General features: G+C 45.2%; 22 protein-coding genes. 15 read left to right on the forward strand and 7 right to left on the reverse strand.

Annotation, left to right across the window (positions count from 1 at the left end; genetic code table 11):
- Positions 1-48: 48 nt before the first annotated feature.
- Positions 49-1,470, reverse strand: a complete 1,422-nt coding sequence (locus tag Q4549_RS11080; protein ID WP_303551568.1) for a hypothetical protein — start codon at positions 1,468-1,470, stop codon at positions 49-51.
- Between the two features lie 186 nt (positions 1,471-1,656).
- Between Q4549_RS11080 and Q4549_RS11085 the strand changes: the two genes are divergently transcribed.
- The 6 genes from Q4549_RS11085 to deoD all read left to right on the forward strand — a co-directional run bounded on the left by Q4549_RS11085 (position 1,657) and on the right by deoD (position 7,675).
- Positions 1,657-1,827 (forward strand): XapX domain-containing protein, encoded by a 171-nt coding sequence (locus tag Q4549_RS11085; RefSeq protein WP_137674229.1) that lies wholly within the window; start codon positions 1,657-1,659, stop codon positions 1,825-1,827.
- Positions 1,828-2,210: 383 nt separating this feature from the next.
- Positions 2,211-3,449 (forward strand): NupC/NupG family nucleoside CNT transporter, encoded by a 1,239-nt coding sequence (locus Q4549_RS11090; protein ID WP_137674228.1) that lies wholly within the window; start codon positions 2,211-2,213, stop codon positions 3,447-3,449.
- A gap of 101 nt (positions 3,450-3,550) precedes the next feature.
- Positions 3,551-4,324 carry a deoxyribose-phosphate aldolase gene (gene deoC / locus Q4549_RS11095; protein WP_303551566.1) on the forward strand — a complete coding sequence of 258 codons (774 nt, stop codon included), beginning with the start codon at positions 3,551-3,553 and terminating at the stop codon, positions 4,322-4,324.
- Between the two features lie 25 nt (positions 4,325-4,349).
- The gene (gene deoA, locus Q4549_RS11100) at positions 4,350-5,681 is read left to right on the forward strand and encodes a thymidine phosphorylase (protein WP_303551563.1); all 1,332 of its coding nucleotides are present in this window, start codon (positions 4,350-4,352) and stop codon (positions 5,679-5,681) included.
- Between the two features lie 9 nt (positions 5,682-5,690).
- Positions 5,691-6,911 (forward strand): phosphopentomutase, encoded by a 1,221-nt coding sequence (locus Q4549_RS11105; protein WP_303512250.1) that lies wholly within the window; start codon positions 5,691-5,693, stop codon positions 6,909-6,911.
- 59 nt (positions 6,912-6,970) lie between these two features.
- Positions 6,971-7,675, forward strand: coding sequence for a purine-nucleoside phosphorylase (deoD, locus tag Q4549_RS11110; RefSeq protein ID WP_303551560.1), 705 nt, complete (start codon positions 6,971-6,973; stop codon positions 7,673-7,675).
- Here the strand turns inward: deoD and Q4549_RS11115 are convergent.
- A complete protein-coding gene (locus Q4549_RS11115) occupies positions 7,672-8,448 on the reverse strand; it encodes a YtjB family periplasmic protein (protein ID WP_137674223.1) in 777 nt (258 codons plus the stop codon). The genes deoD and Q4549_RS11115 overlap by 4 nt on opposite strands.
- A gap of 10 nt (positions 8,449-8,458) precedes the next feature.
- Here Q4549_RS11115 and serB point away from each other — a divergent pair, with 10 nt between their 5' ends.
- Positions 8,459-9,457, forward strand: a complete 999-nt coding sequence (serB, locus tag Q4549_RS11120) for a phosphoserine phosphatase SerB (RefSeq protein WP_303551557.1) — start codon at positions 8,459-8,461, stop codon at positions 9,455-9,457.
- Here the strand turns inward: serB and Q4549_RS11125 are convergent.
- On the reverse strand, positions 9,446-11,845 hold the full coding sequence (locus Q4549_RS11125; protein WP_303551554.1) for a PilZ domain-containing protein: 2,400 nt from the start codon (positions 11,843-11,845) through the stop codon (positions 9,446-9,448). The genes serB and Q4549_RS11125 overlap by 12 nt on opposite strands.
- A gap of 156 nt (positions 11,846-12,001) precedes the next feature.
- Here Q4549_RS11125 and radA point away from each other — a divergent pair, with 156 nt between their 5' ends.
- Positions 12,002-13,363 carry a DNA repair protein RadA gene (gene radA / locus Q4549_RS11130; protein ID WP_137674221.1) on the forward strand — a complete coding sequence of 454 codons (1,362 nt, stop codon included), beginning with the start codon at positions 12,002-12,004 and terminating at the stop codon, positions 13,361-13,363.
- Here radA and Q4549_RS11135 read toward each other — a convergent pair.
- Positions 13,360-13,740 carry a PilZ domain-containing protein gene (locus tag Q4549_RS11135; RefSeq protein ID WP_303512264.1) on the reverse strand — a complete coding sequence of 127 codons (381 nt, stop codon included), beginning with the start codon at positions 13,738-13,740 and terminating at the stop codon, positions 13,360-13,362. The two genes, radA and Q4549_RS11135, sit on opposite strands and share 4 nt — an antisense overlap.
- Positions 13,741-14,039: 299 nt before the next feature.
- On the opposite strand from Q4549_RS11135, the gene Q4549_RS11140 reads away from it, so the two are divergent.
- The 5 genes from Q4549_RS11140 (at position 14,040) to rarD (ending at position 18,387) form a co-directional block, all read left to right on the forward strand.
- A complete protein-coding gene (locus Q4549_RS11140) occupies positions 14,040-14,393 on the forward strand; it encodes a hypothetical protein (protein WP_303551552.1) in 354 nt (117 codons plus the stop codon).
- A gap of 255 nt (positions 14,394-14,648) precedes the next feature.
- Positions 14,649-16,013 carry a YjiH family protein gene (locus Q4549_RS11145; protein WP_303551550.1) on the forward strand — a complete coding sequence of 455 codons (1,365 nt, stop codon included), beginning with the start codon at positions 14,649-14,651 and terminating at the stop codon, positions 16,011-16,013.
- Positions 16,014-16,072: 59 nt separating this feature from the next.
- Complete coding sequence (locus Q4549_RS11150) at positions 16,073-16,720, forward strand: HAD family phosphatase (protein WP_303512270.1); 648 nt, start codon at positions 16,073-16,075, stop codon at positions 16,718-16,720.
- Between the two features lie 75 nt (positions 16,721-16,795).
- Positions 16,796-17,374: a hypothetical protein gene (locus Q4549_RS11155; RefSeq protein ID WP_303551548.1), complete on the forward strand. Its 579-nt coding sequence runs from the start codon at positions 16,796-16,798 to the stop codon at positions 17,372-17,374.
- A 68-nt stretch (positions 17,375-17,442) separates the two neighbouring features.
- The gene (gene rarD, locus Q4549_RS11160) at positions 17,443-18,387 is read left to right on the forward strand and encodes an EamA family transporter RarD (protein ID WP_303551545.1); all 945 of its coding nucleotides are present in this window, start codon (positions 17,443-17,445) and stop codon (positions 18,385-18,387) included.
- Here rarD and Q4549_RS11165 read toward each other — a convergent pair.
- A complete protein-coding gene (locus Q4549_RS11165; protein ID WP_303551542.1) occupies positions 18,368-19,327 on the reverse strand; it encodes an endonuclease/exonuclease/phosphatase family protein in 960 nt (319 codons plus the stop codon). The genes rarD and Q4549_RS11165 overlap by 20 nt on opposite strands.
- A 206-nt stretch (positions 19,328-19,533) precedes the next feature.
- Here Q4549_RS11165 and Q4549_RS11170 point away from each other — a divergent pair, with 206 nt between their 5' ends.
- The gene (locus Q4549_RS11170; protein WP_303551538.1) at positions 19,534-19,923 is read left to right on the forward strand and encodes a hypothetical protein; all 390 of its coding nucleotides are present in this window, start codon (positions 19,534-19,536) and stop codon (positions 19,921-19,923) included.
- 154 nt (positions 19,924-20,077) lie between these two features.
- Here Q4549_RS11170 and Q4549_RS11175 read toward each other — a convergent pair whose 3' ends face one another.
- Complete coding sequence (locus tag Q4549_RS11175) at positions 20,078-21,094, reverse strand: GGDEF domain-containing protein (protein WP_303551536.1); 1,017 nt, start codon at positions 21,092-21,094, stop codon at positions 20,078-20,080.
- 106 nt (positions 21,095-21,200) lie between these two features.
- Positions 21,201-22,124, reverse strand: a complete 924-nt coding sequence (locus Q4549_RS11180; RefSeq protein WP_303551534.1) for a LysR substrate-binding domain-containing protein — start codon at positions 22,122-22,124, stop codon at positions 21,201-21,203.
- Positions 22,125-22,395: 271 nt separating this feature from the next.
- Between Q4549_RS11180 and metE the strand changes: the two genes are divergently transcribed.
- The gene (gene metE / locus Q4549_RS11185; protein ID WP_303551531.1) at positions 22,396-24,663 is read left to right on the forward strand and encodes a 5-methyltetrahydropteroyltriglutamate--homocysteine S-methyltransferase; all 2,268 of its coding nucleotides are present in this window, start codon (positions 22,396-22,398) and stop codon (positions 24,661-24,663) included.
- The last annotated feature ends 50 nt before the right edge of the window (positions 24,664-24,713 follow it).

The raw sequence follows: 24,713 nt of genomic DNA on the forward strand, positions 1-24,713 counted from the left end.
CGAAGCTACTGCAGCTCAATACTCCATCAAGTTAATCAAGGGCAGCCTTTAGGCTTTAAACTTATCAATATGGTCTGCGTTCACCGCGGCTACTGCGGCAGTAACTAAGGCGGTTCCACTTAAGGGGGAATCACTGCAACCCAAGCGCATGGCGGGTGTTTGCTCGTTATCGTCACAAATCACATAGTTAAATAGTGCTCGGTTTATTTCAAATAGCGCATCTACCGAGCTGGCACTTTTTAGCTGCTTGGACATGTTTTGTTCAAGGTGCTCAAAGAACAAATGGCAGGCTAGCGGCCTTGGTAATTCGATAGGTGCTGGCACTTGTTGGCCGGAAGTAATACCACAAAAAGCGCCAAAATCAGCGGGAAACCAACGGTCATTCCACCAACCTACTTTGTTACCGGCAGAGCCCATATCAGATTGGGTACGAGGGTGGCGGTAAATGTAATATACCTCAGCTGTTTTATGTTTAATCTCGTCTACACAGCTCATTAACGCAGCGCCACGAATACTACTTTCGTGCTCAATATAGTGATGGCAGCTGTCGCTTTGTTGAGTAAAACCGTACAGCAACTGGAAATGTGCATAGGCACATACCGATGGTTGAATGATTTGGGTACCACGCAAATGCGAGGTGGGTCCATAGTGTAAATCTTCAAAATGATAGCGATTCAAAGTGAGCTGATAACGGCGTTTTAATGCGTCCACGATAGGGCTATCGCTAAGGCTTGGCAGCATGGTGGAAGCTTGCTGTTGATAGTACACAGAGTTGTTGAGCTGCAATTGGGTTTGATTATGAGTATGCAGCAAGACATAGCCAGATTCTGCTTCGCTAGAACAAAGCGCCCATACGCGCTTTTGTTCAGAAAATTCATGCACATTACTCTCGGTGTGTATCGCAATAAATTTGCGTGTTAGCACCGCGACCTCTTGCTGGCGTGAATAAAAGCGTAAGCAGTGAAACAGTCGCTGTAATAATTGGTAGTAAATTTTTGGTGCAATGCTTAACTGCTGCATAATTTTTTGCGGGCTGTGGCCTAAACTCAAAAAATTAAATAGTCGGCATAGTTGCTCGGTGCCTTTAACGTGAACTTGAGTAAAAACACTTTGGCATTGTCGGCATTGGTAGCGCTGGCTATTCGCCCCTGTTTTACCGTAGCGCTTAACTCCAGCTGTGGGGCCTAAGAAAAAGCCCGGTTCACAATGGCTACAGCCGCAAGGGGCTTTGCTTAAATGTAATTTGGCGCGCTCTTCTACAATTAAATTCACGCTATGGCTGTCTACCAAAGGGGGGTAACTGCCACACGCTTTGCAATGCAGAGCAGGGTAGCCAAGCTGATGACTTTCGGCTAAATAGTCTGAGCTCTCGGTTAAACCAAAATTAGGGCAGCGACAGTTCTTACAGCAGTTAAACTGTTGTCTAAAGGTCACTTTTTCCTCATTCTTGCTCACCATAACATCAACCACTCAACGCTCCCTTTCAACATATTTAGTAACTAACTTCATTTTGACTAATCTTTGACTATTATCCCGTGATGCACCTCACGATTTTTAACAACTTAGAAACTTAAACTGCTTCCCATGAACTGAGGGAAAAAACAGCAATAGCGCTGTGTCTTGTGTAAGTTCCTCTGTATTTAAAGGACGAAAAAAATGTACGAAGTTATTATTGCTCTAATTACTGGCGCTGTTGTTGGCATAGTATTTAGTGCTATTAAGTTGCCTTTACCGGCTCCTCCGGTGTTGTCGGGCATTATTGGTATTTTGGGTATTTATTTGGGCGGTATGGCCTACCAAAATGTACTCGAGCGTTTTTTTTCGTAACAAATTCGTTAAACATTCTAGTTAAGTGCTTGGGAAATAAATTAGAAATTTCCTATAGTTTGCTTAACAAGATTGTGAATAGTCAGGCATCTTAGGGAAATTGTGAAAAATCATCAACACATTTGGTTAACAAGTTGATGGCAAGCGCTCAGAAGTGGATTAGATTTGATCTAGTTATCATTTGGGCTAAAAACCCAAGGTATGATCGCCGGCAGTAGAAGTCATTACACCTCGGTCGGCACTAAAGGTAGTTACCTGAACAGATACCTGAGTGTAATGGAATACTAAATAAACGCGTTGTAGATGGCTTCTTTTGCATGTGGCAGGAAGATGGAAGCGATGTGAGTTTCACTAAAAAAGACAATTAAACAATAGGGACACGTATGAACAGTACAGTAATGAGCTTGGTTGGCGTACTTGCGCTGCTAGGGATAGCATTCTTGCTCTCCGACAACAAAAAACGAATTAACAAACGTACCGTACTTGGAGCTTTTGCTATCCAAGCTGGTTTTGGTGCATTTGTACTTTACCTTCCATTTGGCCAAGACGTGCTTGCTGCTGTTTCTGGTGGTGTTCAATCGGTTATTGATAGCGCGCAAGCGGGTATCAACTTTTTGTTTGGTGGCTTAGGCACTAACGCAATGTTTTCTAACGGTGTTGGCTTTGTATTCGCGATTCGCGTATTGCCAATCATCGTGTTCTTCTCATCACTCATTGCAGTGCTTTACTACTTAGGCATTATGCAGAAGATCATTTTGGTTATTGGTGGTGCACTGCAAAAAGCGCTTGGTACAAGTCGCCCAGAGTCAATGTCTGCGACAGCAAACATCTTTGTTGGCCAAACTGAAGCGCCAATTGTGGTTAAGCCTTTCATTCCTAAAATGAGCGAGTCTGAATTATTCGCCATTATGGTAGGTGGTTTAGCCTCTGTTGCGGGTTCTGTTTTAGCCGGTTACGCAGGTTTGGGCGTAGAGCTTAAATACCTTATTGCCGCTTCATTCATGGCAGCGCCGGGTGGCCTATTAATGGCCAAGATTATCAAGCCTGAAACCAATGCTTCAGAGCAAGATATGGACGCTACTTTAGCTGAAGAAGATCGCCCTGCAAACGTAATTGACGCTGCCGCAAGCGGTGCATCAACGGGTTTGCACCTTGCCCTTAACGTAGGTGCAATGCTACTTGCCTTTATTGGTTTGATTGCTTTGCTAAACGGTATGGTTGGCGGCATTGGCGGTTGGTTTGGCGTTGAAGGCCTAACCATTGAACTTATTCTTGGTTACATCTTCGCACCGGTTGCGTGGATTATTGGTGTGCCATGGGCAGAAGCTGTTCAAGCGGGTAGCTTTATTGGTCAAAAGCTAGTTGTTAACGAATTTGTTGCTTACATTAACTTTGTTGAAATCCGTGAAACACTATCTGAGCATACTCAAGTAATTATTACTTTTGCGCTATGTGGTTTCGCTAACCTTTCATCAATTGCAATTTTACTAGGTGGCTTAGGTAGCATGGCGCCAACACGCCGTTCTGACATTGCTCGCTTAGGTCTTAAAGCTGTAGCGGCTGCATCATTAGCTAACTTAATGAGTGCTGCACTTGCTGGTTTCTTCTTCAGCCTGCTATAAGCTAATAAGGCTTCTCGGCAACCTGTCGAGAAGCCTCTAATTCAGCTCAATCGATTGCTGCTCTGGCAATCGGTTTAATCTTAAAATTTTGAGGAATAATTATGTCTCAGTCTCTTACTGCTGTGGCGCGTCAAGCCCTTTCTTTAATGGACCTTACCACGCTAAATGATGATGATACTCGCGAAAGCGTAGCGGCATTGTGTGCTCAAGCTAAATCAGCTGAAGGCCAAGTGGCGGCAATTTGTATTTATCCTCGATTCATTCCTTTCGCCCGCAAAGTGCTAGCCGAACACGGCGCTAGTGAGGTGAAAATTGCTACCGTAACCAACTTCCCACTGGGTGAAGATGACGTTGCGCTAGCTGTTGCAGAAACCAAAGCAGCAGTAGCCTACGGAGCAGACGAAGTAGATGTAGTGTTCCCATGGCGCGCACTAATGGCTGGCAACGAAGAGGTAGGTTTTGAGCTGGTTAAGCAGTGTAAAGCAGCCTGCGGCCAGATTAAATTAAAGGTAATTATCGAAAGTGGCGAGTTAAAAACGCCAGCCCTGATCGCTAAAGCCAGTGAGTTGTCGATTAAAGCCGGTGCTGATTTCATCAAAACCTCTACCGGTAAAGTGCCTGTAAACGCTACACCAGAGGCGGCTGAGATTATGCTTAAGGCGATTGCCGAGTTTAATCCTGCCTGTGGTTTCAAAGCAGCTGGTGGCGTTAAAAGTGCCGAACAGGCTAAAGTTTACCTAGATATTGCGACTAACGCGCTAGGTAGCGATTGGTTGGGCGAGGCTCACTTCCGTTTTGGCGCATCAAGCTTATTAGCAGCGCTTCAAGCCACCATTTCTGGTGACGAAAACGCGCAAGCAGGCGCGGGTTACTAAGGTCTAGCCTTTCTAAGGAATGCTTATGTTGTTACCTCAAGAAATCATTCGACGTAAACGCGATGGCAATGCGCTATCGCTAGAAGAAATCCAATTCATGGTGGATGGCATTACTAATGGCCAACTGAGTGATAGCCAAATTGGCGCATTTGCCATGGCGGTGTATTTCAACAGTATGAATGGCAGTGAATCCACCGCCTTAACTTGCGCCATGCGAGACTCTGGTCAGGTACTCAATTGGGATCACCTTAACTTGCCTGGTCCAGTGGTAGATAAACATTCTACTGGCGGTGTAGGGGATTTAACGTCGTTGATCTTGGGGCCAATGGTGGCGGCTTGTGGTGGGCACGTGCCAATGATTTCGGGACGCGGCTTGGGCCACACTGGCGGTACCTTAGATAAGTTAGAAGCGATCCCTGGGTATTCCATTAGCCCAAACTCGCAACAATTTGAAAGCATTGTAAAAGACGTAGGCATTGCAATTATCGGCCAAACCGGTGAATTGGCGCCGGCCGATAAGCGCCTTTATGGCATTCGCGATGTGACGGCGACAGTGGAGTCTATTCCATTGATTACGGCCTCGATTTTAAGTAAAAAGTTAGCCTCTGGCTTACAAGCTTTAGTCATGGATGTAAAAGTGGGCAGCGGGGCATTCATGCCTGATTTCGCCCAATCTAAAGCCTTGGCTGAAAGCATTGTTGAAGTGTCTAACGCTGCTGGTGTGAAATGCTGCGCTTTACTCACCGACATGAACCAGCCTTTGGCACCAAGTGCCGGTAATGCGGTCGAAATAGCAGAGACTTTACGTTACTTAAAAGGTGACAGGTCTGCGCATCGGCTACATCAAGTCACTACTGCATTAGCCGCAGAAATGTTGCTATCAAGTGGCCTAGCCAACAGTAAGCAACAAGCGGAGCAAAAGTTGGCCGACAGTATTAGCTCGGGCGCAGCCTTAGAGCGTTTTGCCAAAATGGTCAGTGCCTTAGGCGGGCCAACTGACTTTGTAGAACGCAGTGATCACTACTTACCAAAAGCTAAAGTGATTAAGCCGGTATTGGCAAAACACAGTGGCATGATTAAACAACTCGATTGCCGTGAGTTAGGTATGGCAGTGGTGAGTTTAGGTGGCGGTAGAAGTGTGCCTGGTGCTGCGATTGATCACAGTGTTGGCATTAGCGAACTCGTAGAATTAGGTGACTTGGTAGATAAAGGCCAAAACCTTCTGATGCTACATGCTGATGATGAGGACGCTTGGCAAGCCGCCGCAAAACAAATTCAACAGGCCATCAAACTTGATGAGCCTAGTGCAGTGCAGGCCGATGTAAACCCTGTTTATCAGCGTATTGGTCCGCAGTAAGGAGATCCTATGAAACGTGCAATTATTTTAATGCTGGATTCTTTTGGTATTGGTGCCAGCGACGACGCCGACAAGTTTGGTGATGTAGGCGCAAATACGATGCTGCACATTGCCGAGCAATGTGCTTTAGGCAAAGCGGATGTTGGCCGCTCTGGCCCGTTAAACATTCCTAACTTAAACCGTTTAGGTTTAGGTAAAGCCTGTGGCGAAAGTGGTGGGGTATTTCCTCCTGGCCTAGATGCCGAAGTAACACCGACTGGCCATTATGGCTATGCGGCAGAAATGTCGAGCGGTAAAGACACTCCAAGTGGCCATTGGGAAATTGCTGGCGTACCGGTGTTATTTGACTGGGGTTACTTTAGCGACTTAGAAAACAGCTTCCCGCAAAGCTTATTAGATGAATTAGTGGAGCGTGCTGAGCTGCCGGGTTACTTAGGTAATTGTCATGCATCGGGCACCGAAGTGTTAGAACGCTTGGGCGAAGAGCACATGGCCACAGGTAAGCCGATCTTTTACACCTCGGCAGACAGCGTATTCCAAATTGCCGCTCATGAAGAAACCTTTGGTGTTGAGCGTTTGCTTAAGTTGTGTGAGTTAGCCCGAGAGTTGGTAGATAAATACAATATTGGTCGAGTGATTGCGCGGCCATTTGTGGGCGCGAATGCCCAAGAATTTGCCCGCACGGGTAATCGCCGTGATTTATCGGTGCTGCCGCCTGCACCTACTTTGTTAGATCGCATGGCAGATGCCGGTGGAGAGGTGGTAAGCATTGGTAAAATTGCCGATATTTACGCTCAACAAGGCATCACTCGCAAGGTAAAAGCCACCGGTTTAGAAGGCCTATTTGACTTAACTTTGAGTGAAATGGATCGACAAGTTGATAACAGTATTATCTTCACCAACTTTGTCGATTTTGATTCGTCGTACGGCCACCGTCGCGACGTTGCAGGTTACGCAGCAGCTTTAGAGTACTTTGATAAACGCTTGCCTGAGTTACTCGCCCAGTTAAGTGATGACGACATTGTGATCCTTACTGCTGATCATGGCTGTGACCCTACTTGGCCGGGCAGCGATCATACACGTGAACATATCCCAGTGATTTTTTACGGTAAAAACTTAGGTGCAAAAAATGTTGGTAAACGCGATACCTTTGCTGACATTGGACAAACCATTGCCGATTACATGAAATTGCCAGCCTTAGAATACGGCAGCAGTTTTTTACAAAAATAATAACTGAGGGTGGTCGCTAATCTGCCGCCACCTCGAACTAACTTTATTTAGGAGTTTATATGGCTACCCCACATATCAATGCTAACCCTGGTGATTTCGCAGAAACGGTATTAATGCCTGGCGATCCGCTGCGTGCTAAACACATTGCTGAAACCTTTTTGGAAGACGTTGTAGAAGTAACCGGTGTGCGTAACATGCTAGGTTACACGGGCACATACAAAGGCAAACGTGTTTCTGTAATGGGTTCTGGCATGGGTATTCCAAGCTGTTCTATTTACGCTCACGAGCTATACACTCAGTACGGTGTTGAAAACATTATTCGCGTAGGCAGTGCCGGTGCAGTAAGTAACGACATTCAGTTGCGTGATGTGGTTATTGCCATGGGCGCGTGTACCGATTCAAAAGTAAACCGTAGCCGTTTTAAGGGCCATGACTTTGCGGCTATTGCTAACTACGAGCTATTACGTGCTGCCGTAGACAGCGCTAAAGCACAAGGCATTGATGCAAAAGTAGGTAACATTTTCTCTGCAGATTTATTCTATTCACCAGAACCAGATATGTTCGATGTGATGGAAAAACATAATGTATATGCAGTAGAAATGGAAGCAGCTGGTCTTTATGGCGTAGCGGCTGAATGCGGTAAAGCGGCTTTATGTGTTGTGACTATTTCAGACCATATTCGCAGTGGTGAGCAAACTACCGCAGAAGAGCGTCAAACTACGTTTAACGACATGATTACCCTAACCCTTGAGTCTTTACTTTAGCCTTTAGCGGTATCACTTCTAGCGGCGATGTCCGCTAGAAGTTTCTTCGCTTTCTTCGCTTCTTTACGTTGGGCGCGTTTGTTTATATTAAACAAAGTGGCCAAATGGCGTTTCCTCGACAATACCCGCGTTAACAAAAATCCAATGCTAATCGACATCAAAAACATAATCATGATTTTTGATTGGCCATTAGTGATGTAAGTATTTGCTTCGGCCAGTAAGGTTGTATGCTCTAGAGTTATTCGTAAAAAACCTAAGGTTTCTCCTTTTTCTCCTCGAACTTCTGCAATATAAGGGCGCCTGCCTAAACCTTCTAACGGTAAATGGCTATTGCCTGCCAAAGGCAGCAATTGCGAGAGCGGTAAGGCCAGATGAGAAGCGGCTAAGCGAAGCCCTTGATGGTCATAGATGGTGGCATCTTTTACAAAATGTTCTTTGACTAAAGAGTTCACCAACTCGGTTAAATCTTGTTGATTGTCTTCTTCGATGTAGCCTGCTGCATTTAACGCGGCTAAAGAGGTTAACGAGCGCGCCAGTTTTTCGGTTTGGTTCTCGATTAACTGTTCACCGCTGTGTTTTAAATCAACGTAGTAATAAAGTACCCAAACACAACATACAATGGCTAACACCAATTGAGTGAATTGAATAATTCGATAGCGTCTAACTGCAGATTTGGCCACACGAACCTCTTTTTTATGCTTAAAGCCATTGTAGGTGCTTGCCAAACCAAAAAGCAATACGCTATCTTGATGCGCCGCAATTTTTAGAAACAAGGATCTCGTTTTGCAATCACCACATAGTCTTGAAAGCTTACCGCAGTCATTAAGCCAGTGGTCTTTGGCCCTAAAGCAATTTCCATATCGGGTATGTCCTGATGAAGGGCTCTTAGAAACCAGTGGTGCTCTGACTGGTGCGTATATTTTGGTATGGGCAAAAGAATTGTTGATTCCAGACTTTGCCGTTTTGCGTCCACTGGTCGACGACTCTACCGCGTTAAACTTCTGCGGCGTAATGCCGGAAGCGGGAAATATTTGCGTATTGTTGCAAAGTGAAGCGGATACTCAGTGGTGTAAAGATAAACTCGCGGGTATTGAGTTTAACTTTGATTTGGCTGTGTTAGATAGCTTGCCAGATCTTAGTCAGCCAGGTGTGGTGTTGATGGACATGGATTCCACCACCATCCAAATTGAGTGTATTGATGAAATAGCTGTGTTAGCCAACATCGGCGAGCAAGTGAGCGCGGTAACTGCCGCCGCTATGCGCGGAGAGTTAGACTTTGAGCAAAGCTTACGTAGCCGCGTAGCACTGCTAAAAGATGCGCCTCAAAGTATTCTCAAGCAAGTTGCCGATAACATGCCGTTAATGCCGGGCTTAAAATGTTTGATAGAGACAATTCATGATGCTGGCTGGAAGGTGGCGATAGCCTCAGGTGGCTTCACCTATTTTGCCGAGCGCTTACAGCAAGATTTAGGTTTTGACCATGTACAAGCCAATGTACTAGAAATAGAAAATGATACGCTGACTGGCGAGGTATTGGGTCCGGTGGTGGATGCACAAGCTAAAGCCGATATTCTGTTACAGCTTAAGCAGCAGTATGCCGCTCAGCAAACAATGGCGATTGGTGATGGAGCTAATGACCTTAAGATGTTGGCAGCGGCTGATTTTGGGGTTGCGATTCATGCTAAACCTTTGGTGCAGCAACAAGCACAACTTACCATTAAACACAGTGATTTAGACGGCGCAGTGTGTATTTTACGCGCCGCTAAAATGTTAGCTGCTTAGTTTGAGCTGTTGAGGTGCAGCGCTTAAGTTAAAGCGCTGCATCAGTTCTTCGGTGACATCGGTCACTTCAATCACTCCCGCCACACTCCATAGCTCATCTTCTAATTGCTTAGCGCGATGAATTGCGTAATGGCTAATGTAGTCTAGTTCGCGTTGAATATACTCAGTATCTGGGCGACCTACTCGAGACAATTGTAAACAAAAAGCGTTGACTTGGCCTCGGCTCGAACTCAAGTTAACAAACTCGCGTAACTGCGCTACCGAAGTAAAATTGTCGCTACAACGTACCGACAACAGCTTGCTGTTATCTTTAGTACTCACCGTGATCACTTCAATACGTTCAGGGTTGTCACTGGGCGTATGGCTACGTAATTGGGTGGCGAGAAAAGATGCTAAGTTTTCGCTGGCAAGGAACTTGGTTAAATCGGCTTGGTGCGAACTGCTATCAATATTCAACCAATTATCACTGGCCTGTGGAATAGAGCCGTAAGTCACACAACCTACATCAAGTGCGCCCGGTACTTTATGAATAAACATCGCACGGCAAAATAGTGGTGCGCATACTATTTGGCGTAGTGCGTCAGACAAACCGGCGATGGTTTTGCCTTCTGGCAGCATTGGCAGTTTGTCTAAGTTGTTATCGATGAGCTGTTTGAAAAAGCTAACACCTTGGTGCGAGTGTCCCTTTACTTCAATCACTTTTAAGTTGTATATGGTGTGGCTGTTATTGCAATTGGTTACTTCGTAAGCCAAGTGCTTAAGCTCAAAGCTTTTCACCAGTTTCTGAAACTGCGGCAGGGCAATGTGTACGGTATCGCCAACGGTATAATCCAGCGGTGTCTCTACTTCAATCTTCATTCCGCTGATTGAAAAATCACTAATCCAACCCGATTCGTTAGCACCTTGATGTTCAACCTCTACTAATGAGCGGTATTTGTAGCGATTCTCTTTGCGTAGCTGCAGATACTTATAGTTTACCTGCTCAAAGTGCTTGCTGGGCTGTTTGCTTTGATTAAACAGCGCAAGCTTGTTGGGGTTGCCGTCAAGCGGGTAGGCTAATTGGTAGCTTTGCTCAATATGTAGGTTGGTAACGTCGCTTAACAAACCTACCATGCTTAGGTTGCCTAAGGCTTTAGCCACTCGCTCACGCTCAATTTGCGAGTCCTTTTTAGGAAGAGGGGAGCTTACCTCGGCATCGCTGGCCTGAGCGGGGTGATATTGAAACTTGAATACTTTCCAGCTGGGTTTGCGGCAGCCAAAAGCAAAATACAACTCTCGAAGCTCTGGGTGCTCGGCCAGTTCTTCACTAGAAGCAGAATAGAAAAACAACTTGTTGTTGGCAGTGTGAGTAAAGCAATAAATTAAACTCTCGCCTTGGCCCTGCTGCTGATAACGCATCATTCTTGGCGGGTGAAACAACTGCGACAAATGGCTGTTATTGGTTTCATCTCGCCAATAAGACAGCAGTTCTAGATTATTTTGTGTGGCTAACACATAGTTGAGTTGCGCGGGTGTTTCACCGGAAAAATACAACGGCACACTGCTCAAGCGCGGCATTAAATATTGCTCATAACCTTTAGTGATAACCGCTGCGGTGATGTTATCTACGTCTACTTTATAGCGCCCACGATAAGAGCGTAAAAAGTTTTTGAAGAAGTTATTAAACTCCTCCCCTGGATCGACCACAATTAAGCGTACCCATTGCTGGCTGCCTTTACGGTCGATGCCTACTACTTGGTATTCCGTGCCTGCGCTCAGCACGCGGTTAACAAATTCTTTTTCTAGGCCGCTAAAGTAAATGAAGTAATGCTCGCCAACGACAAATTCTCGCTGCGAGTCGACCTTAGCTCTAAGTCCCGAAACCGACATGTTGGAAGTACGAGCATCAAACAATACGCCGTTTACGCCTGCCATTTTTAATGGCGCGGTAAGGTGCATGCGCTCTTCACTGCGCCCAATGTAATGGCCTAAACGTACTGCGCGAGCGACGATGTTTTTGGGGCGACGGGCGGCCGCTTCTTGTGGGCTGATATTGTTCTTCTGCATTACCTTGAAGTTATTCTCGGTAGTTTGCAGTTTTTCAAATATGCCTAAGGTGTACTGGTTGTTATAGAGTTTTAGCTGCTGTTTAAAGACCTTGATGGCAAGGTCGTCTAGATAGTGGGTTTTACCGTGATAGTGAAACTCTTCACATTCGCCATCTACTTTAGTTCTTAGATCAACCAAGCGCTGGCAAGGAGCCGATAAGCGGTTCATTTCCATTTTTAATAAGAAGCGTTCATTATTAGACAGCTCTTGGGTGGCGCGACTAAATACTTGGTTAAAGTCACTGCTTCCCATTAGTGGTAATAAACGTTCAATTATTGCGTAGTGCTTGGTGTCCGCCATATTGCTGGGTATTATTCCTTAAACGGTTGTTTTGCTGTCAAAACTCTGTCTCAGTCTTTACAATCTTAGATAATAAGCAAAGATTGTGCCTTGTGACTCGGCTAAGGCAAGCATTATTAACAGTATTTTAGCATTATGTGACCGCCCGGAGTGAAAATGGCAAAAGTGAAAACGGCCTATGTGTGTAACGATTGCGGAGCCGATTTCCCTCGTTGGCAGGGGCAATGTGGAGAGTGTAAAGCCTGGAATACCATTAGCGAAGTACGCTTAAGTGCGGCGCCAGCGCGTAACGACCGTTTTACCGGCTACGCTGGCAACGCCACTGGTAAGGTGCAAACGCTTGAGAGTATCGATTTAGCCGAATTGCCGCGATTTTCTACCGGTTTTACTGAGTTTGATCGCGTGCTGGGTGGCGGTGTAGTGCCGGGCAGCGCTATTTTAATTGGCGGAAGCCCTGGCGCGGGTAAAAGTACCTTGTTGCTGCAAACCATGTGTGGCTTAGCGCAAACCATGGATACCTTGTACGTTACTGGTGAAGAATCTTTGCAGCAAATTGCCTTGCGTGCTCAGCGTTTAGGTTTGCCTAAAGACAAACTAAAACTGTTAGCCGAAACCAGTGTTGAGCAAATTGGCCAAGTTGCTTTGGAAGTTAAACCAAAGATGATGGTGATTGACTCGATTCAGGTGATGCACATGGCTGATATTCAGTCGGCACCGGGTGGTGTAAGCCAAGTTCGCGAAAGTGCCGCTTGGTTAACGCGCTTTGCCAAGCAGCACAATATTGCCATGTTTATGGTGGGGCACGTAACTAAAGACGGATCGCTGGCAGGCCCTAAAGTATTAGAGCACTGTATTGATTGCTCGATTATGCTGGAAGGGGATGCCGACGGCCGTTTTCGCACCTTACGTGGCAACAAAAACCGCTTTGGAGCAATTAACGAGCTCGGCGTGTTTGCGATGACAGAGCAAGGCATGCGTGAAGTGTCGAACCCATCGGCGATATTCTTATCGCGTGGCCAAGAAGCCGCACCTGGCTCGGTGGTCATGGTGGTGTGGGAAGGCACACGCCCTTTGTTAGTAGAAATTCAAGCCTTGGTCGATTACAGCCAAATGGCTAATCCACGCCGAGTAGCAGTAGGTTTAGAACAAAATCGATTAGCCATGTTGTTAGCGGTTATGCATCGGCATGCAGGCGTGCAAATGTCTGACCAAGATGTATTCACCAATGTTGTAGGCGGAGTACGAGTAGCTGAAACAGGGGCTGATTTAGCGCTATTGGTTGCCATGGTATCGAGCTTTAGAAATCAAGTATTACCGCAAGATTTAGTGGTATTTGGTGAAGTAGGATTATCGGGAGAGATTCGCCCGGTGAGTAATGGGCAAGAGCGTTTAAACGAAGCATCTAAACATGGTTTTAAACGAGCGATTGTACCTTTAGGCAATCGGCCAAAACAGCCGATTGCAGGTTTAGAAGTGATAGCGGTAAGTAAACTCGCAGAGGCGCTAGAAGCGGTTTAGTCTTGTTGCTGCTTTTGATCAACCAAGTGCTCTAACTCACGATGCAGTAAATCGTCGTCACCTAAGTTTAATTCGATTAGGCGCTTGAGGTGGCTGGCACTTTCAATGTCAATGTGAACACAGCGCAAACCAAGTTGCTGGTTACGTTCGTGTTTTACTTCAACATCCATGGTAATACTTAGCTCATCTATTGCTACATCACTTAAACTAAAGCTTAAGGTGAGTTGAGTAAGCGTGCTATCCCAGTCATTAGGCAAGGTGACTAATGCTCCTTGCAACGATAAATCCAACAGTTGGCATGACCAAGATTGCTCCCCATGATTCAAGTAAGCGGGGCGATCAAATAGAACTCGCAAAAATTGGCGGCGCTCGTGCATACTGGGTTTCCTATTTCTCTTATAATCTAAGCTTAAGCCTAGCTTAATTACAGCAAAGTTGCAGCTAAGCCATCGCTATTTAACGTAAACTTAAGTTAACTGATTATTGAGCCCGCAAGACAACAATAAAGCGCTGCTTTTTAAGGGCTTATTGTGAAGCGCTGCTAACGAACAATAAACGTCGATAGTAGAGTATCGATTCGCCTAATTGGGCGCTCGCAATATGTGTCTAAATGAATGGAGTGGATAAAACGAGTGTTAATGAGATGAGGCCTTGGATTAAAACAACATTGTTGCTAATGGCTGCAAGTTTTTTGATTGCGGCTAAACCCAACTTGGGAGGTTTTAAACCCGAACAAGTATGCCAAGCTGCAATCGCTAGTGTGCAAGGCGTTAAGCCTCACTTGGTTCGCCAGTACCGACGTGACGGTGACACTATGCAACTTCGTTTGAGCCAAGGTGGCAACACGCATAGCTTTTATTGTGAACTGCAAGCCGACAATGTGCTGTGGCGGCGATCTGCAGATAGTGTGTGGCAGCAAAGTCCCAGTGTAGGTTTCTCTTATAACTCTAGCGGTAAAAAGCTGGTGATTAAGCACACTTTAGGTTCGGCGCAGCTAGCGGAGTTTAGCTTTCGTGGTGAAGATTTTTAAACCAACCTCCAATCTGCTCGCTGTAACACTAGGGCTAAAGTGAGTTAAATCTCGCGCCTACTGGTGAAACTGTGTCGCATAATTTGCAGTTTATGGTTCAAGATGTTGCTTATTTGGCTTTTAGTAGTTCATAAATCTTGATTGATTGGCTTGTTGCTTGTATTCTTTCGCGAAAATTTATTCACCTTTAGTGAATACAACTACTAGATTTACATATTCGAGTGATTTTGTATGCGTGAAGCGGAGACGGCACCTATGCCAACAGCTAGCTCAACTAGCCCCCAAAAAAATGTAGCAGCCTGGAAATTTGTTATACCTTCGCTGCTAGGTATCTTCCTATTTATGCTACCGCTGCCTTACGATGGTTCTTACACGATACCGGTGGCCATTTTAGCCAAAGCGTTAGTGGCGGTTTTGGGTGACAGTGCGCTATGGGTATTGGTGGGTTTGATTAGCATTAGCGCAGTAATGTCGACTTATACGTTACTGGCTAAACCCGCTTTTCTAGGTAAGAACGCCTTGCTAACCTCTTTGTTTCAAGTGTCAAAGGCGTGGTACACAGTAAGAATGCTCGGTTGGTTATTGGTGCTAGTTTGTGCTTTTAAAATTGGCCCTGAAGCCCTGTGGTCTGGTGACACCGGCGGTCTAATTTTAGGTGACTTGCTGCCAACGTTATTAAGCGTGTTTATTTTTGCTGGCCTATTGCTGCCACTATTACTCAACTTTGGTTTACTTGAATTCATTGGCACTTTGCTAACTAAAGTGATGCGCCCGGTATTTGGTTTGCCAGGGCGCAGCGCCGTTGATTCAATGGCATCTTGGCTGGGTGATGGTAGTGTGGGAATACTGTTGACCAATAAGCAGTATGAAGACAAACACTACACTCAACGTGAAGGAGTAGTGATTGCCACTACATTCTCAGCAGTGTCTATTACCTTTAGCTTAGTGGTTTTGGCACAGGTAAACCTTGAGCATATGTTTGCCCCATTTTACCTAACTGTTTGTGTTGCGGGTCTTGCTGCCGCAGTGATTGTTCCACGCTTACCGCCTTTGTCTGGCTTTAAAGATCAGTTTATTGATGGCAGTAAACGCCAGCAAGATGATGAAATGATCCCCAGTGGCTACAACAGTTTTACTTGGGGTTGGCAGCAAGCTTTAACCCAAGCTGGTCGCGCTAGCCATCCGAAGCAACTGGTTAAACAAGGCATGCACAACGTACTAGATATGGTGCTTGGTGTGCTGCCAGTGATTATGGCGGTGGGTACTGTTGCCTTAGTTGTGGCTGAGTACACGCCTATATTTAGCTATTTGGGTAAGCCCTTTATTCCGCTGTTAGAACTGCTGCAATTGCCGGAAGCTGCGCGTGCCTCTGAGACGCTAGTGGTGGGGTTTGCTGATATGTTCATCCCATCCATTCTAGCGGCCTCTATTGAAGCCGATATCACTCGCTTTGTTATCGCTGCAGTATCGGTCACTCAGTTGATTTACTTATCTGAAGTGGGGGCGCTTATTATGGGCAGCCAATTACCGGTTAAGTTGTGGCAGCTATTCGCTATTTTCTTAATTCGTACGCTGGTGACGTTACCCATTATCAGCTTAATGGCGCATTTGTTCTTTTAAACCCGTTTGCTCGCTAGGCTACTGGCGAGCAGTTTTTACCTAGCCTATTGGAGATTGTAATGACTTATCGTGCTGCGGTATTTGATATGGACGGTTTGTTACTCGACAGTGAGCGTCTTGCTTATGATACCTTTGCTGCAGCCTGTGGCGATCTAGGTTTAGAGTTTAAAGAGCAAGTTTACCTTGGCATTATTGGTTCTAATGCTGAGAAGATAAAACAGATCATCTGTGCTGGTTATGGTGAACATTTAGCTTACGATGAGTTGCGCGCTTGCTGGTTGGAAAAATACCATGCGGTTATTTTACATAAACCGGTACCGGTTAAAGCCGGCGCTGTTGCGCTACTTAAGTGGTTGCGCTCACAGTCGATCCCCTTGGCTGTAGCAACCTCATCGAATCGCCACGCTGCTGAAACTAAATTAGCAAACGCAGGCTTAATCGACTTCTTTGACAGCATTTCTTCAGGCTGCGAAGTGACTTATAGCAAACCTCACCCTGAAATATTTTTAACGGCGGCCAATGCCTTAGATATTCAAGCCGAAGATTGTTTAGCCTTTGAAGATTCAGACAATGGTGTAAGAGCCGCTGTAGCAGCGGGTATGCGGGTTTATCAAATTCCAGACCTGATACCACCTAGCGAGCAGCTTAAACAGTTAGGTCATCAAATTCGGCCTTCTTTGCATGAAGTATTAAGCGAATTACGTTAGCAGCGTTTTTTTGACGCCAAGCGCTGGCATTGTTTTTGCTCATTAGTGATTATTAGGATCAGTGATGAGCAATTTATGATAGAAATTCAAATTAGTAACAATGTGCAAGCAAGCTTGCCACGAGAGTTACCTTCCCTAGAGAATGCCTCCGTTCGCCATAGCTGGAGTGCTCATTCTTTTGCTGTTGGCTCGCATGAATGTTTAGCAGTGTTAGAGCGTACCAGCGGTTACGTGATGTTGTTTTTTGATTTACACCAAGATGATTACCAAAACTTCTCTCGTGTATGGCAGTTACGAGTATTAACTGAAGCCATCGCCGTTGCTGATTTACAAGACGAAGAAGTGGACGCCTTAAAACAAAATATGTTGGCTGACTTTCAGAATGTATTGGTAACCGATGGGGTAAATCACCCGGTAGCGCCGCAATTAGAAAAAGTTAAGGCTTTAGTACTGGCCATGGCTAAACGAGAAGCCAAGGTGCCTAACCAACAAATGGAAGAGTTTCGTTGGGGAGTCATTTTAAACGATTACGCCCAGCGCCAAGCTGGCATTAGCCCATATCAAAAAATGCAGCAACAATGGCAAGCAATGGCGGCTTCGGCTCAGCTTAGCCAACTGACTGCTGCGCCAGCACTTAGCCCAGTATTACACTAGTTAAAAATTAGTCAAAATACTTGCGACGAGTCGTTATTTACTGCTTAATCAGTTCTTTAGCCGAATGATTGAGCAGTAAATTGGCCTTACCTTCCTCACCAAATTCTCAGCTCTATGTGGGCCTGTTAAGCTCGGTAGCCGCCTCCTGCATGTTTGCTTTTTTACCTTGGTATATCCATCAATTTCCCTTAGAGCCAAATAGCGGTAACTGGTTAGCAGCGCAACGTATTGTATGGAGTTGTTTATTGATGCTGATTGGCTTAGGCCTAATGAAGCAACTTCCTCTGATCGTAAGCCAATTGGTTAATGTTAAAGCTTGGCCACGATTGATGGCCGCCTCAATATTAGTAGGTTTGCAGTTCTGGCTATTTATTTGGGCCCCAGCCAACGGGCAAACATTGCCAGTTGCATTGGGCTACTTTTCTTTGCCATTGGTATTGGTGTTGGTAGGGCGATTTGTTTACCAAGAGCGACTCAGCCGCGTTCAGTGGGTGGCCGTATGTGTAGCAGGGTTAGGGGTTGCTTATGCTTACCTAATGGCTGATGGCTTATCATGGGTGGTGTTACTGGTAGCATTTGGATACCCCTTATATTTTATGTTGCGACGTAAGTATCCGCTGCCAAGCCATATCGCATTCACCGTAGACAACTTATTGTTGTTGCCACTGGCGATTGTGTATCTATTGCTCAATGACGGTGTAAGCGTTGAACAAAGCCAAATAGTCAGCTTTTATAATCACTCCCCTTGGCTCTATTATTTTGGTTTAGGTATTGCTGGCACGGTGCCTATGCTGTTGTTTTTGTTAGCATCTAACCACTTGCCGCTTAGCTTGTTTGGTTTAATGGGCTATTTAGAGCCAGTTTTGGTGTTTAGTGTAGGCTGGTTATTGGGAGAGCGTTTATCTGCCGAGCAATGGCCAACCTATATACTGATAGTGCTGGCCTTACTGTTATTGGCAATTGATGGCAGTAGGAGAGGCTTCAAACGTAAAGCTAATGCAAGTTTAAACTAACCGTAATAGGGCGGTGATCTCCGCCCATTGACTCCAATACCATTGCTCGAGTTACTTCAAAATGTTCCGAGGCCAATAGATGGTCGATTCTTGCGCCATGCCATGAGGTATATTTGGTGTAATTGACGCCGCTACCGGCAATATCAATCGCATTGTTTAACTCTGCTAAATGGCGCTGATAGATATTTTCATAGGTGGTCATATTAAAATCACCAGCGGCGATAAAGTTAGCCTGTTGCTTGGCCCATGATGCCAACAATGAAGCTTGCATGTTGCGGGCAAAGTGCAGATTAGCAAATTCTTCAGCGGCGACACTCCGGTGTATCAAGGCATTAATCGTAGGGCGTGGGGTATCCATGTGGATGTTGGCAAGTTGCAGTGTGGTATCGCCAATTTGAGTTTGGTAAAACACCGCAAATTTTCCCCAACCGCCAAAGGTCTCACGTGACAAACTCCCCTGATGCTCAATTGGGGTTCTACTCACTGTACACAGGTGATCACAATGGCTAAACCAGCTGTCATCAAAGATTTGCCCAACGCGTTCCGGTTTTGACTCCTGCATAAACACAACATCTGGTTGCAGCTTGGCCACCAATGTTCGAATCTGTTCTGAACTGGCTCCATTACCGTTGTTTAAGGACAACACGGTAAATTCGCCAGTGCTTTGATTAGGCAGTGCGAGCTGAACATCTTGAAACTGAACAAAAATTACCGCGCAAAGTGCCCAAGACAAATATTGCCACTTGGTCATTATGCTTAAGAACACTATTGGACTTAACAACACTAAAATCGCCCACCAGCGGGGTGAAAACAACATTAAGTAACTGAGCGAGATACCCCAAGTGGTATCGGGTAAATATTCCAAAATGAGGATCAGTGCTGCTAACAGCAAACTGATAAGAGAAAGTATAAGGGATGATGCTTTTAGCAGTTTATTCATGGGCTTACAGAGACTGTCCTTAGTCGTTCGAGATGCTGTAATTATTGTTGCACGAGGAAAGTCAAAATATAGCAAAAACACGTCGTTTAAGCGTAATAAAACTCGATTAGTATTATCAACCACTAAAACGTAAACAATATGTAACAGTTAGTGAAGAGCCTTTTTGCTGTTATTGGCATATTTGTTAAAAACTAGGTTGATTTAAAATGGTATCTAAGCAAGGATCTGTAGCGGAAATAGAGTTCGATATTAAGAACTTAAGCTTAAAAAAAACCAAGGTGGGTGTTTTGCTTCAACTGTTGTTGATTTTGTTTGGTGCGGTGGTGCTGTTTTTTAGTCGGCGTGATAACAACGAGCGCACATGGCTACGCTTGCCAACACTAAAAGATTACCAACAGCGCTACCCTGAAAAGGTGGAGAGCGAAGCCGCTATTCGTTGTATTCATTGTAATAGCAACCAAACTTGGGAGTACGGCTTAGAAAGCTTAATGGATTACCGTCGAGAATGTGTTTGTTTAGAGTGTGGCCACCGGTTGTGGCGTACTGAACAAGAGAGCCTAGCCGTACAACAAACCAAGTGTGTTAGTGCTTCTTAAAACCTGCCGCGTCAACCGAGCGGTATAGGTTTACCGCATTACCCATTTCTTAGTATGCGCAAAATATTGGTGAATTGAGCGAGCATTGCCACTCTATTCGACAGTTCAAATATTTATATAGCTGCCTTGGTACTTAATCCCTAGTTGCCCACTTTCACTCAATGGTGACTTCAGCAGAGGTAAATTGACTCGGCCAGGTTTGATTACGGCCAGCTTGTTTAGCTTGATACAAGGCCATATCTGCACGTTGAATCCAGTCGTCGATGCTTTCACCATCTTTTATTACCGAAATTCCGGCACTAAAACTAACGCTTAATTGCTCTGGCGCTTTTATCTTGGCGATGGTACTCACCAGCTTCTCGCTGGTTTTGTAAGCCATGTCAAAGTCAGCATCGTGAAAAAGAATTAAAAACTCTTCCCCGCCATAACGAAATACTCGGTCGTTGACTCGAGTATTCTGCTGCAGAAAATGAGCAAACCACACCAGTACTTGATCCCCTACATTGTGCCCTAGTTGATCATTCACTTGTTTAAAGTGGTCTAAATCTAATAAAACAATCGCTGCTTTAATGCCGCTGCGCTTATCTTGCTGTTTTGCCTTTAATAGTTCATCGAATAGGGCTCTGCGGTTGTAGCAGCGAGTGAGCGAATCTTTAAAGGCGAGATCTTTTAGCTCGTTATGTTGTTTAACCAACACCCTTGCTAAGCCCCAAGCGAATATGTGGGTAGCAACAATCCCGATGCCAAAACGTATGCCTTGATGAATACCCAGATGGTTAACCCCAAGTACAACCGCCACAATACTCACTGCTAACACTAGGCGCTCTGCCACTTTTAACGGTAGGTGGATAAAACAAGCAAGAATTAACGGCGGGACGAAGAATTCACCATGCATATCGTGGCGGGTTAGTGCTAATAACACTGGCGGAATTGCTAGCAGCAAAAACCACACATCGGCTATTTTGTAACTCTGTGAGTCTGGTTGAGTGAATAATAAAAACAATGAAACCAAAATGGCAAATGTGCAGGGAAGAACCACTAAGCCATACCAAAAAACGCCACCAAAAAGATGAACGTAAGAGAAATAAATACAAGGAATTAAACCGGCCAAGTGCATAACAAGGCTCATTTTTCTTTCTGTAAATTCTGCTGGAGACCAGTCAGACACCATAGGGCGAAACCTTTGCCAAACTGCAAATTGATGAGAAGGGAACAACTTAACTTATGTTATTAAAAGTAAACTCTTTTTGTGCGTTTCGTCAAATAATTAGTGAGGATTATTGCGGTTTAGCGCGCAGGGTTCTGGTGCCTTTTAGTTGGCTAAAGGCTTGCTCTAGAATGAGAGAAATAAACGCTTGTAAGGGAGTGCTGGTTCGCAGGTTAGTTGAGTAAGCAGCGTACATAGGTCGCCATAGTGCTTGTTTAAACGATCGTAGGCTAATGAATTGCTGGGCCGCATAATGCTCCACAGCCCAATAAGGCATGGCTGCCACCCCCATTCCTGCTGCAACCATTTGTAACAGCATGGCGGGGTTGTCGGCATGTTTCCATTGCCTAGGTTCAATGTTGGCGGGCGCGAGTATGTGTTGGTGCAGGTCTAATCGTTGCAGCGCTACTGGGTAGCTAATAACCGTTTCACCGGCTAAGTCTGCAGCTTGAATGCTTTGGCGCTGACTTAAACGATGCAGCGGAGGGCAAATTAATACCATTTCATATTCAAATAAGGCCTGATAATGAATCTGCTGATCTACTTTCACATTGGAGGTGAGGAGTAAATCTGCTTCACCACTTTGCAACAGCGGTAACCCGTTGTAGTCCTTATCTTGGCAAAAGCTACTGCTAACCTGCGGCCAGGTGTGTTGAAATTGCTGCAAGCTAGGCAGTAACCACTGAAAGCAAGCGTGACAATCTACACTAATGTTCAATCGACTCTGTTGCTGATGAGAGTGTAAGAGTGTTTGCTCCGCTTTTTCTATTAGCGGCAATACTTGTGTGGCAAGGGATAACAATTGGCAGCCTTGCTCGGTAAGAGCCAAAGGTTGCTGTTTTCTTACGACTAAGCTGGCTCCAATGCGCTGCTCAATATCTTTTAACTGATGAGATAATGCAGAATCAGTAATAAACAGCTTAGCGGCCGCTGCTTTTAGTGAAGAACTATTGGCGATAGCTTTAATACTGCGTAAGTGTTTTAACTCTAACATGTGTGCCTTGCCCTCCATTTCTTAACACTAAGTTGCCAGCTTAAGCATGGCTACTCAGCTTGTATAGCGTGAGGCTTAATTACTTAGTTAATCATGAATAATATTCAATTTTGCAAATAAGTTGTTCGCTTTCAAGCCTTGCTAATTTGGGTATGAGACTGATGGTGTTGAATAAACTTCAATTTCACTTGATAGCTTTTCAATTGTATTGCTTGGTTCGACTAGTCACTATGGATTTATATACATCTAGACGGCTAAAAGGATTATTGAAATGAGCATTACACACGTATTGGGTTATCCGCGAATAGGTAAGCAGCGAGAGCTAAAGTTTGCCTTAGAAAGTTACTGGCGTGGTGAGTCATCGCAGCAGCAACTACTTGAAGTAGGCAAAACAATTCGCCAACAAAATTGGCAAGCCCAGCAAGACAGTGGTCAGGCTTGGGTAACGGTAGGTGACTTTGCTTGGTACGACCAAGTGCTGAATACTTCACTGCTATTAGGCAATGTGCCGAAGCGTCATCAGTCAGATGAGATTACCTTAGATAGCACATTCGCAGTGGCTCGTGGCCAGCAAGGTTGTGGTTGTAACCATGCTGCGTCTGACATGAGTAAATGGTTTAACACTAACTACCACTACATTGTTCCTGAGTTTTCTGAAAAGACTGAATTTAGCTTACAGTGGCAACAATTGTTTGATGAAATTAAAGAAGCACTAGCTTTAGGGCACGAAGTTAAACCGGTTATTCTTGGCCCTGTATCGTATTTGTACCTAGGTAAAAATGATGATGCAGCAGAAGACGGCTTTCAACGTATCTCTTTGCTTCCACAATTGCTTACCGTTTATCGCGAGATTTTCCAAAAAATCGCGGATTTAGGCATTGAGTGGGTGCAAGTTGACGAACCAGTGCTTGGTTTGGAGCTAGAGCCGCAGTGGCAAGCAGCCTTGCTAGACGCCTACAGCACGCGCATAAGCTCTAGTAAGTTACTTCTTACCAGCTACTTTGCCGATGTGCTTTATAACGCTGAAGTGATTAAACAGTTGGCCGTAGACGGTTTACACCTTGATTTAAGTGCTGCACCAGAGCAATTGGAGCAAGTGCTTACTTGGCTGCCAGAGCATTGGGTGCTGTCGGCTGGCGTGGTTAATGGTCGCAATGTATGGCGCGCTAACTTACCACAACTTATTGAGCAATATAGTTCACTGAAAGTGCGCTTAGGTGAACGTTTGTGGTTTGCTTCATCATGTTCGTTGCTGCACAGCCCACTTGATTTAGAAAGTGAAACAGATTTAGGCGATGCAAAATTCCGCTTAGCCTTTGCAGAGCAAAAACTAACAGAGCTACAAATATTAGATGATGCCTTAAATGGCGACGCTGATGCCTTACGTTTATCGCGCCAATACAGCGCTGCTTTGCAATCGCTTAGTAATCAGAAAAATACAGAACTACAGCAGCGTATAGAACAGCTGGCGCCGGAACAGCGCGAGCGTAAGTTAGCGTTTACTCAGCGCCAAGCTATTCAGCAACAAAGCTTACAATTGCCACCACTGCCAACTACTACGATTGGTTCGTTTCCGCAAACCAATGAAATTCGCCGTCAACGTCGTGAATACAAAGCTGGTGAGTTAAGCCAAGTGGATTACGATGCCGCGTTAGCGAAGCACATTGCCGATGCTATTGAGCGCCAAGAGAAGCTAGGCCTAGATGTATTAGTGCATGGCGAAGCTGAGCGAAATGACATGGTGGAATACTTTGCCGAGTTATTAGATGGCTTTATCGCTAGCCGTTTTGGCTGGGTGCAAAGCTACGGTTCACGCTGCGTGAAACCGGCTATCATTGTCGATGATATCGAGCGTTCTAAACCATTAACGCTTGAGTGGACCAACTACGCACAGTCACTCACCAACAAGCCAGTAAAAGGCATGCTTACAGGACCGGTAACCATTCTTACTTGGAGCTTTGCTCGTGAAGACATTAGCCGAGCAGAAATTGCCGAACAAATAGCTTTGGCTTTGAATGATGAAGTGGCTGAGCTGCAACAAGCAGGTATTCAGGTTATTCAAATTGATGAGCCTGCTATTCGCGAAGGTATGCCGCTTAAGCGCAGCGAATGGCAGCACTATTTAGATTGGGCTGTGTCAGCCTTTAAATTGTCTGCAGCCAGTGCTCAACCTGAAACACAGATCCATACGCATATGTGTTACAGCGAGTTTAACGACATTATGCCCTCCGTTGCAGCGCTAGATGCCGATGTATTAACCATTGAAACCTCACGTTCGGCAATGAGCTTGCTACAGGCTTTTGAGCACTTTGAGTACCCCAATGAAATTGGTCCAGGCGTTTACGATATTCACTCGCCAAACATTCCAAGCATTGCTGATATAAAAGGCTTAATCGATAAAGCCGCCGAGTGGATCCCTCATCAGCGTCTATGGGTAAATCCAGATTGTGGCCTTAAAACCCGTAACTGGGAAGAAACCGAAGCAGCCCTTAAAAACATGGTGTTAGCGACTAAAGAGTTGCGCGCTAGCTTAGTATAATTTTAGCGTTGCAGAGCAATAGCCCCTTTAAATAAGGGGCTATTCTGCCC

The sequence above is a fragment of the Agarivorans sp. 2_MG-2023 genome, assembly GCF_030548085.1.
In the GTDB taxonomy this organism is placed as follows: domain Bacteria; phylum Pseudomonadota; class Gammaproteobacteria; order Enterobacterales; family Celerinatantimonadaceae; genus Agarivorans.

Bases quoted from the DNA above. Each gene is read 5' to 3' on its own strand.
- Q4549_RS11125 (WP_303551554.1), bottom strand. From the start codon at position 11,845: ATGGCGGACACCAAGCACTACGCAATAATTGAACGTTTATTACCACTA.
- Q4549_RS11170 (WP_303551538.1), top strand. From the start codon at position 19,534: ATGGTATCTAAGCAAGGATCTGTAGCGGAAATAGAGTTCGATATTAAG.
- Q4549_RS11165 (WP_303551542.1), bottom strand. From the start codon at position 19,327: ATGAATAAACTGCTAAAAGCATCATCCCTTATACTTTCTCTTATCAGT.
- radA (WP_137674221.1), top strand. From the start codon at position 12,002: ATGGCAAAAGTGAAAACGGCCTATGTGTGTAACGATTGCGGAGCCGAT.
- Q4549_RS11155 (WP_303551548.1), top strand. From the start codon at position 16,796: ATGATAGAAATTCAAATTAGTAACAATGTGCAAGCAAGCTTGCCACGA.
- Q4549_RS11180 (WP_303551534.1), bottom strand. From the start codon at position 22,124: ATGTTAGAGTTAAAACACTTACGCAGTATTAAAGCTATCGCCAATAGT.
- deoD (WP_303551560.1), top strand. From the start codon at position 6,971: ATGGCTACCCCACATATCAATGCTAACCCTGGTGATTTCGCAGAAACG.
- metE (WP_303551531.1), top strand. From the start codon at position 22,396: ATGAGCATTACACACGTATTGGGTTATCCGCGAATAGGTAAGCAGCGA.
- Q4549_RS11105 (WP_303512250.1), top strand. From the start codon at position 5,691: ATGAAACGTGCAATTATTTTAATGCTGGATTCTTTTGGTATTGGTGCC.
- Q4549_RS11150 (WP_303512270.1), top strand. From the start codon at position 16,073: ATGACTTATCGTGCTGCGGTATTTGATATGGACGGTTTGTTACTCGAC.
- Q4549_RS11085 (WP_137674229.1), top strand. From the start codon at position 1,657: ATGTACGAAGTTATTATTGCTCTAATTACTGGCGCTGTTGTTGGCATA.
- deoA (WP_303551563.1), top strand. From the start codon at position 4,350: ATGTTGTTACCTCAAGAAATCATTCGACGTAAACGCGATGGCAATGCG.
- deoC (WP_303551566.1), top strand. From the start codon at position 3,551: ATGTCTCAGTCTCTTACTGCTGTGGCGCGTCAAGCCCTTTCTTTAATG.
- Q4549_RS11090 (WP_137674228.1), top strand. From the start codon at position 2,211: ATGAACAGTACAGTAATGAGCTTGGTTGGCGTACTTGCGCTGCTAGGG.
- Q4549_RS11140 (WP_303551552.1), top strand. From the start codon at position 14,040: ATGGCTGCAAGTTTTTTGATTGCGGCTAAACCCAACTTGGGAGGTTTT.
- Q4549_RS11145 (WP_303551550.1), top strand. From the start codon at position 14,649: ATGCCAACAGCTAGCTCAACTAGCCCCCAAAAAAATGTAGCAGCCTGG.
- Q4549_RS11175 (WP_303551536.1), bottom strand. From the start codon at position 21,094: ATGGTGTCTGACTGGTCTCCAGCAGAATTTACAGAAAGAAAAATGAGC.
- Q4549_RS11135 (WP_303512264.1), bottom strand. From the start codon at position 13,740: ATGCACGAGCGCCGCCAATTTTTGCGAGTTCTATTTGATCGCCCCGCT.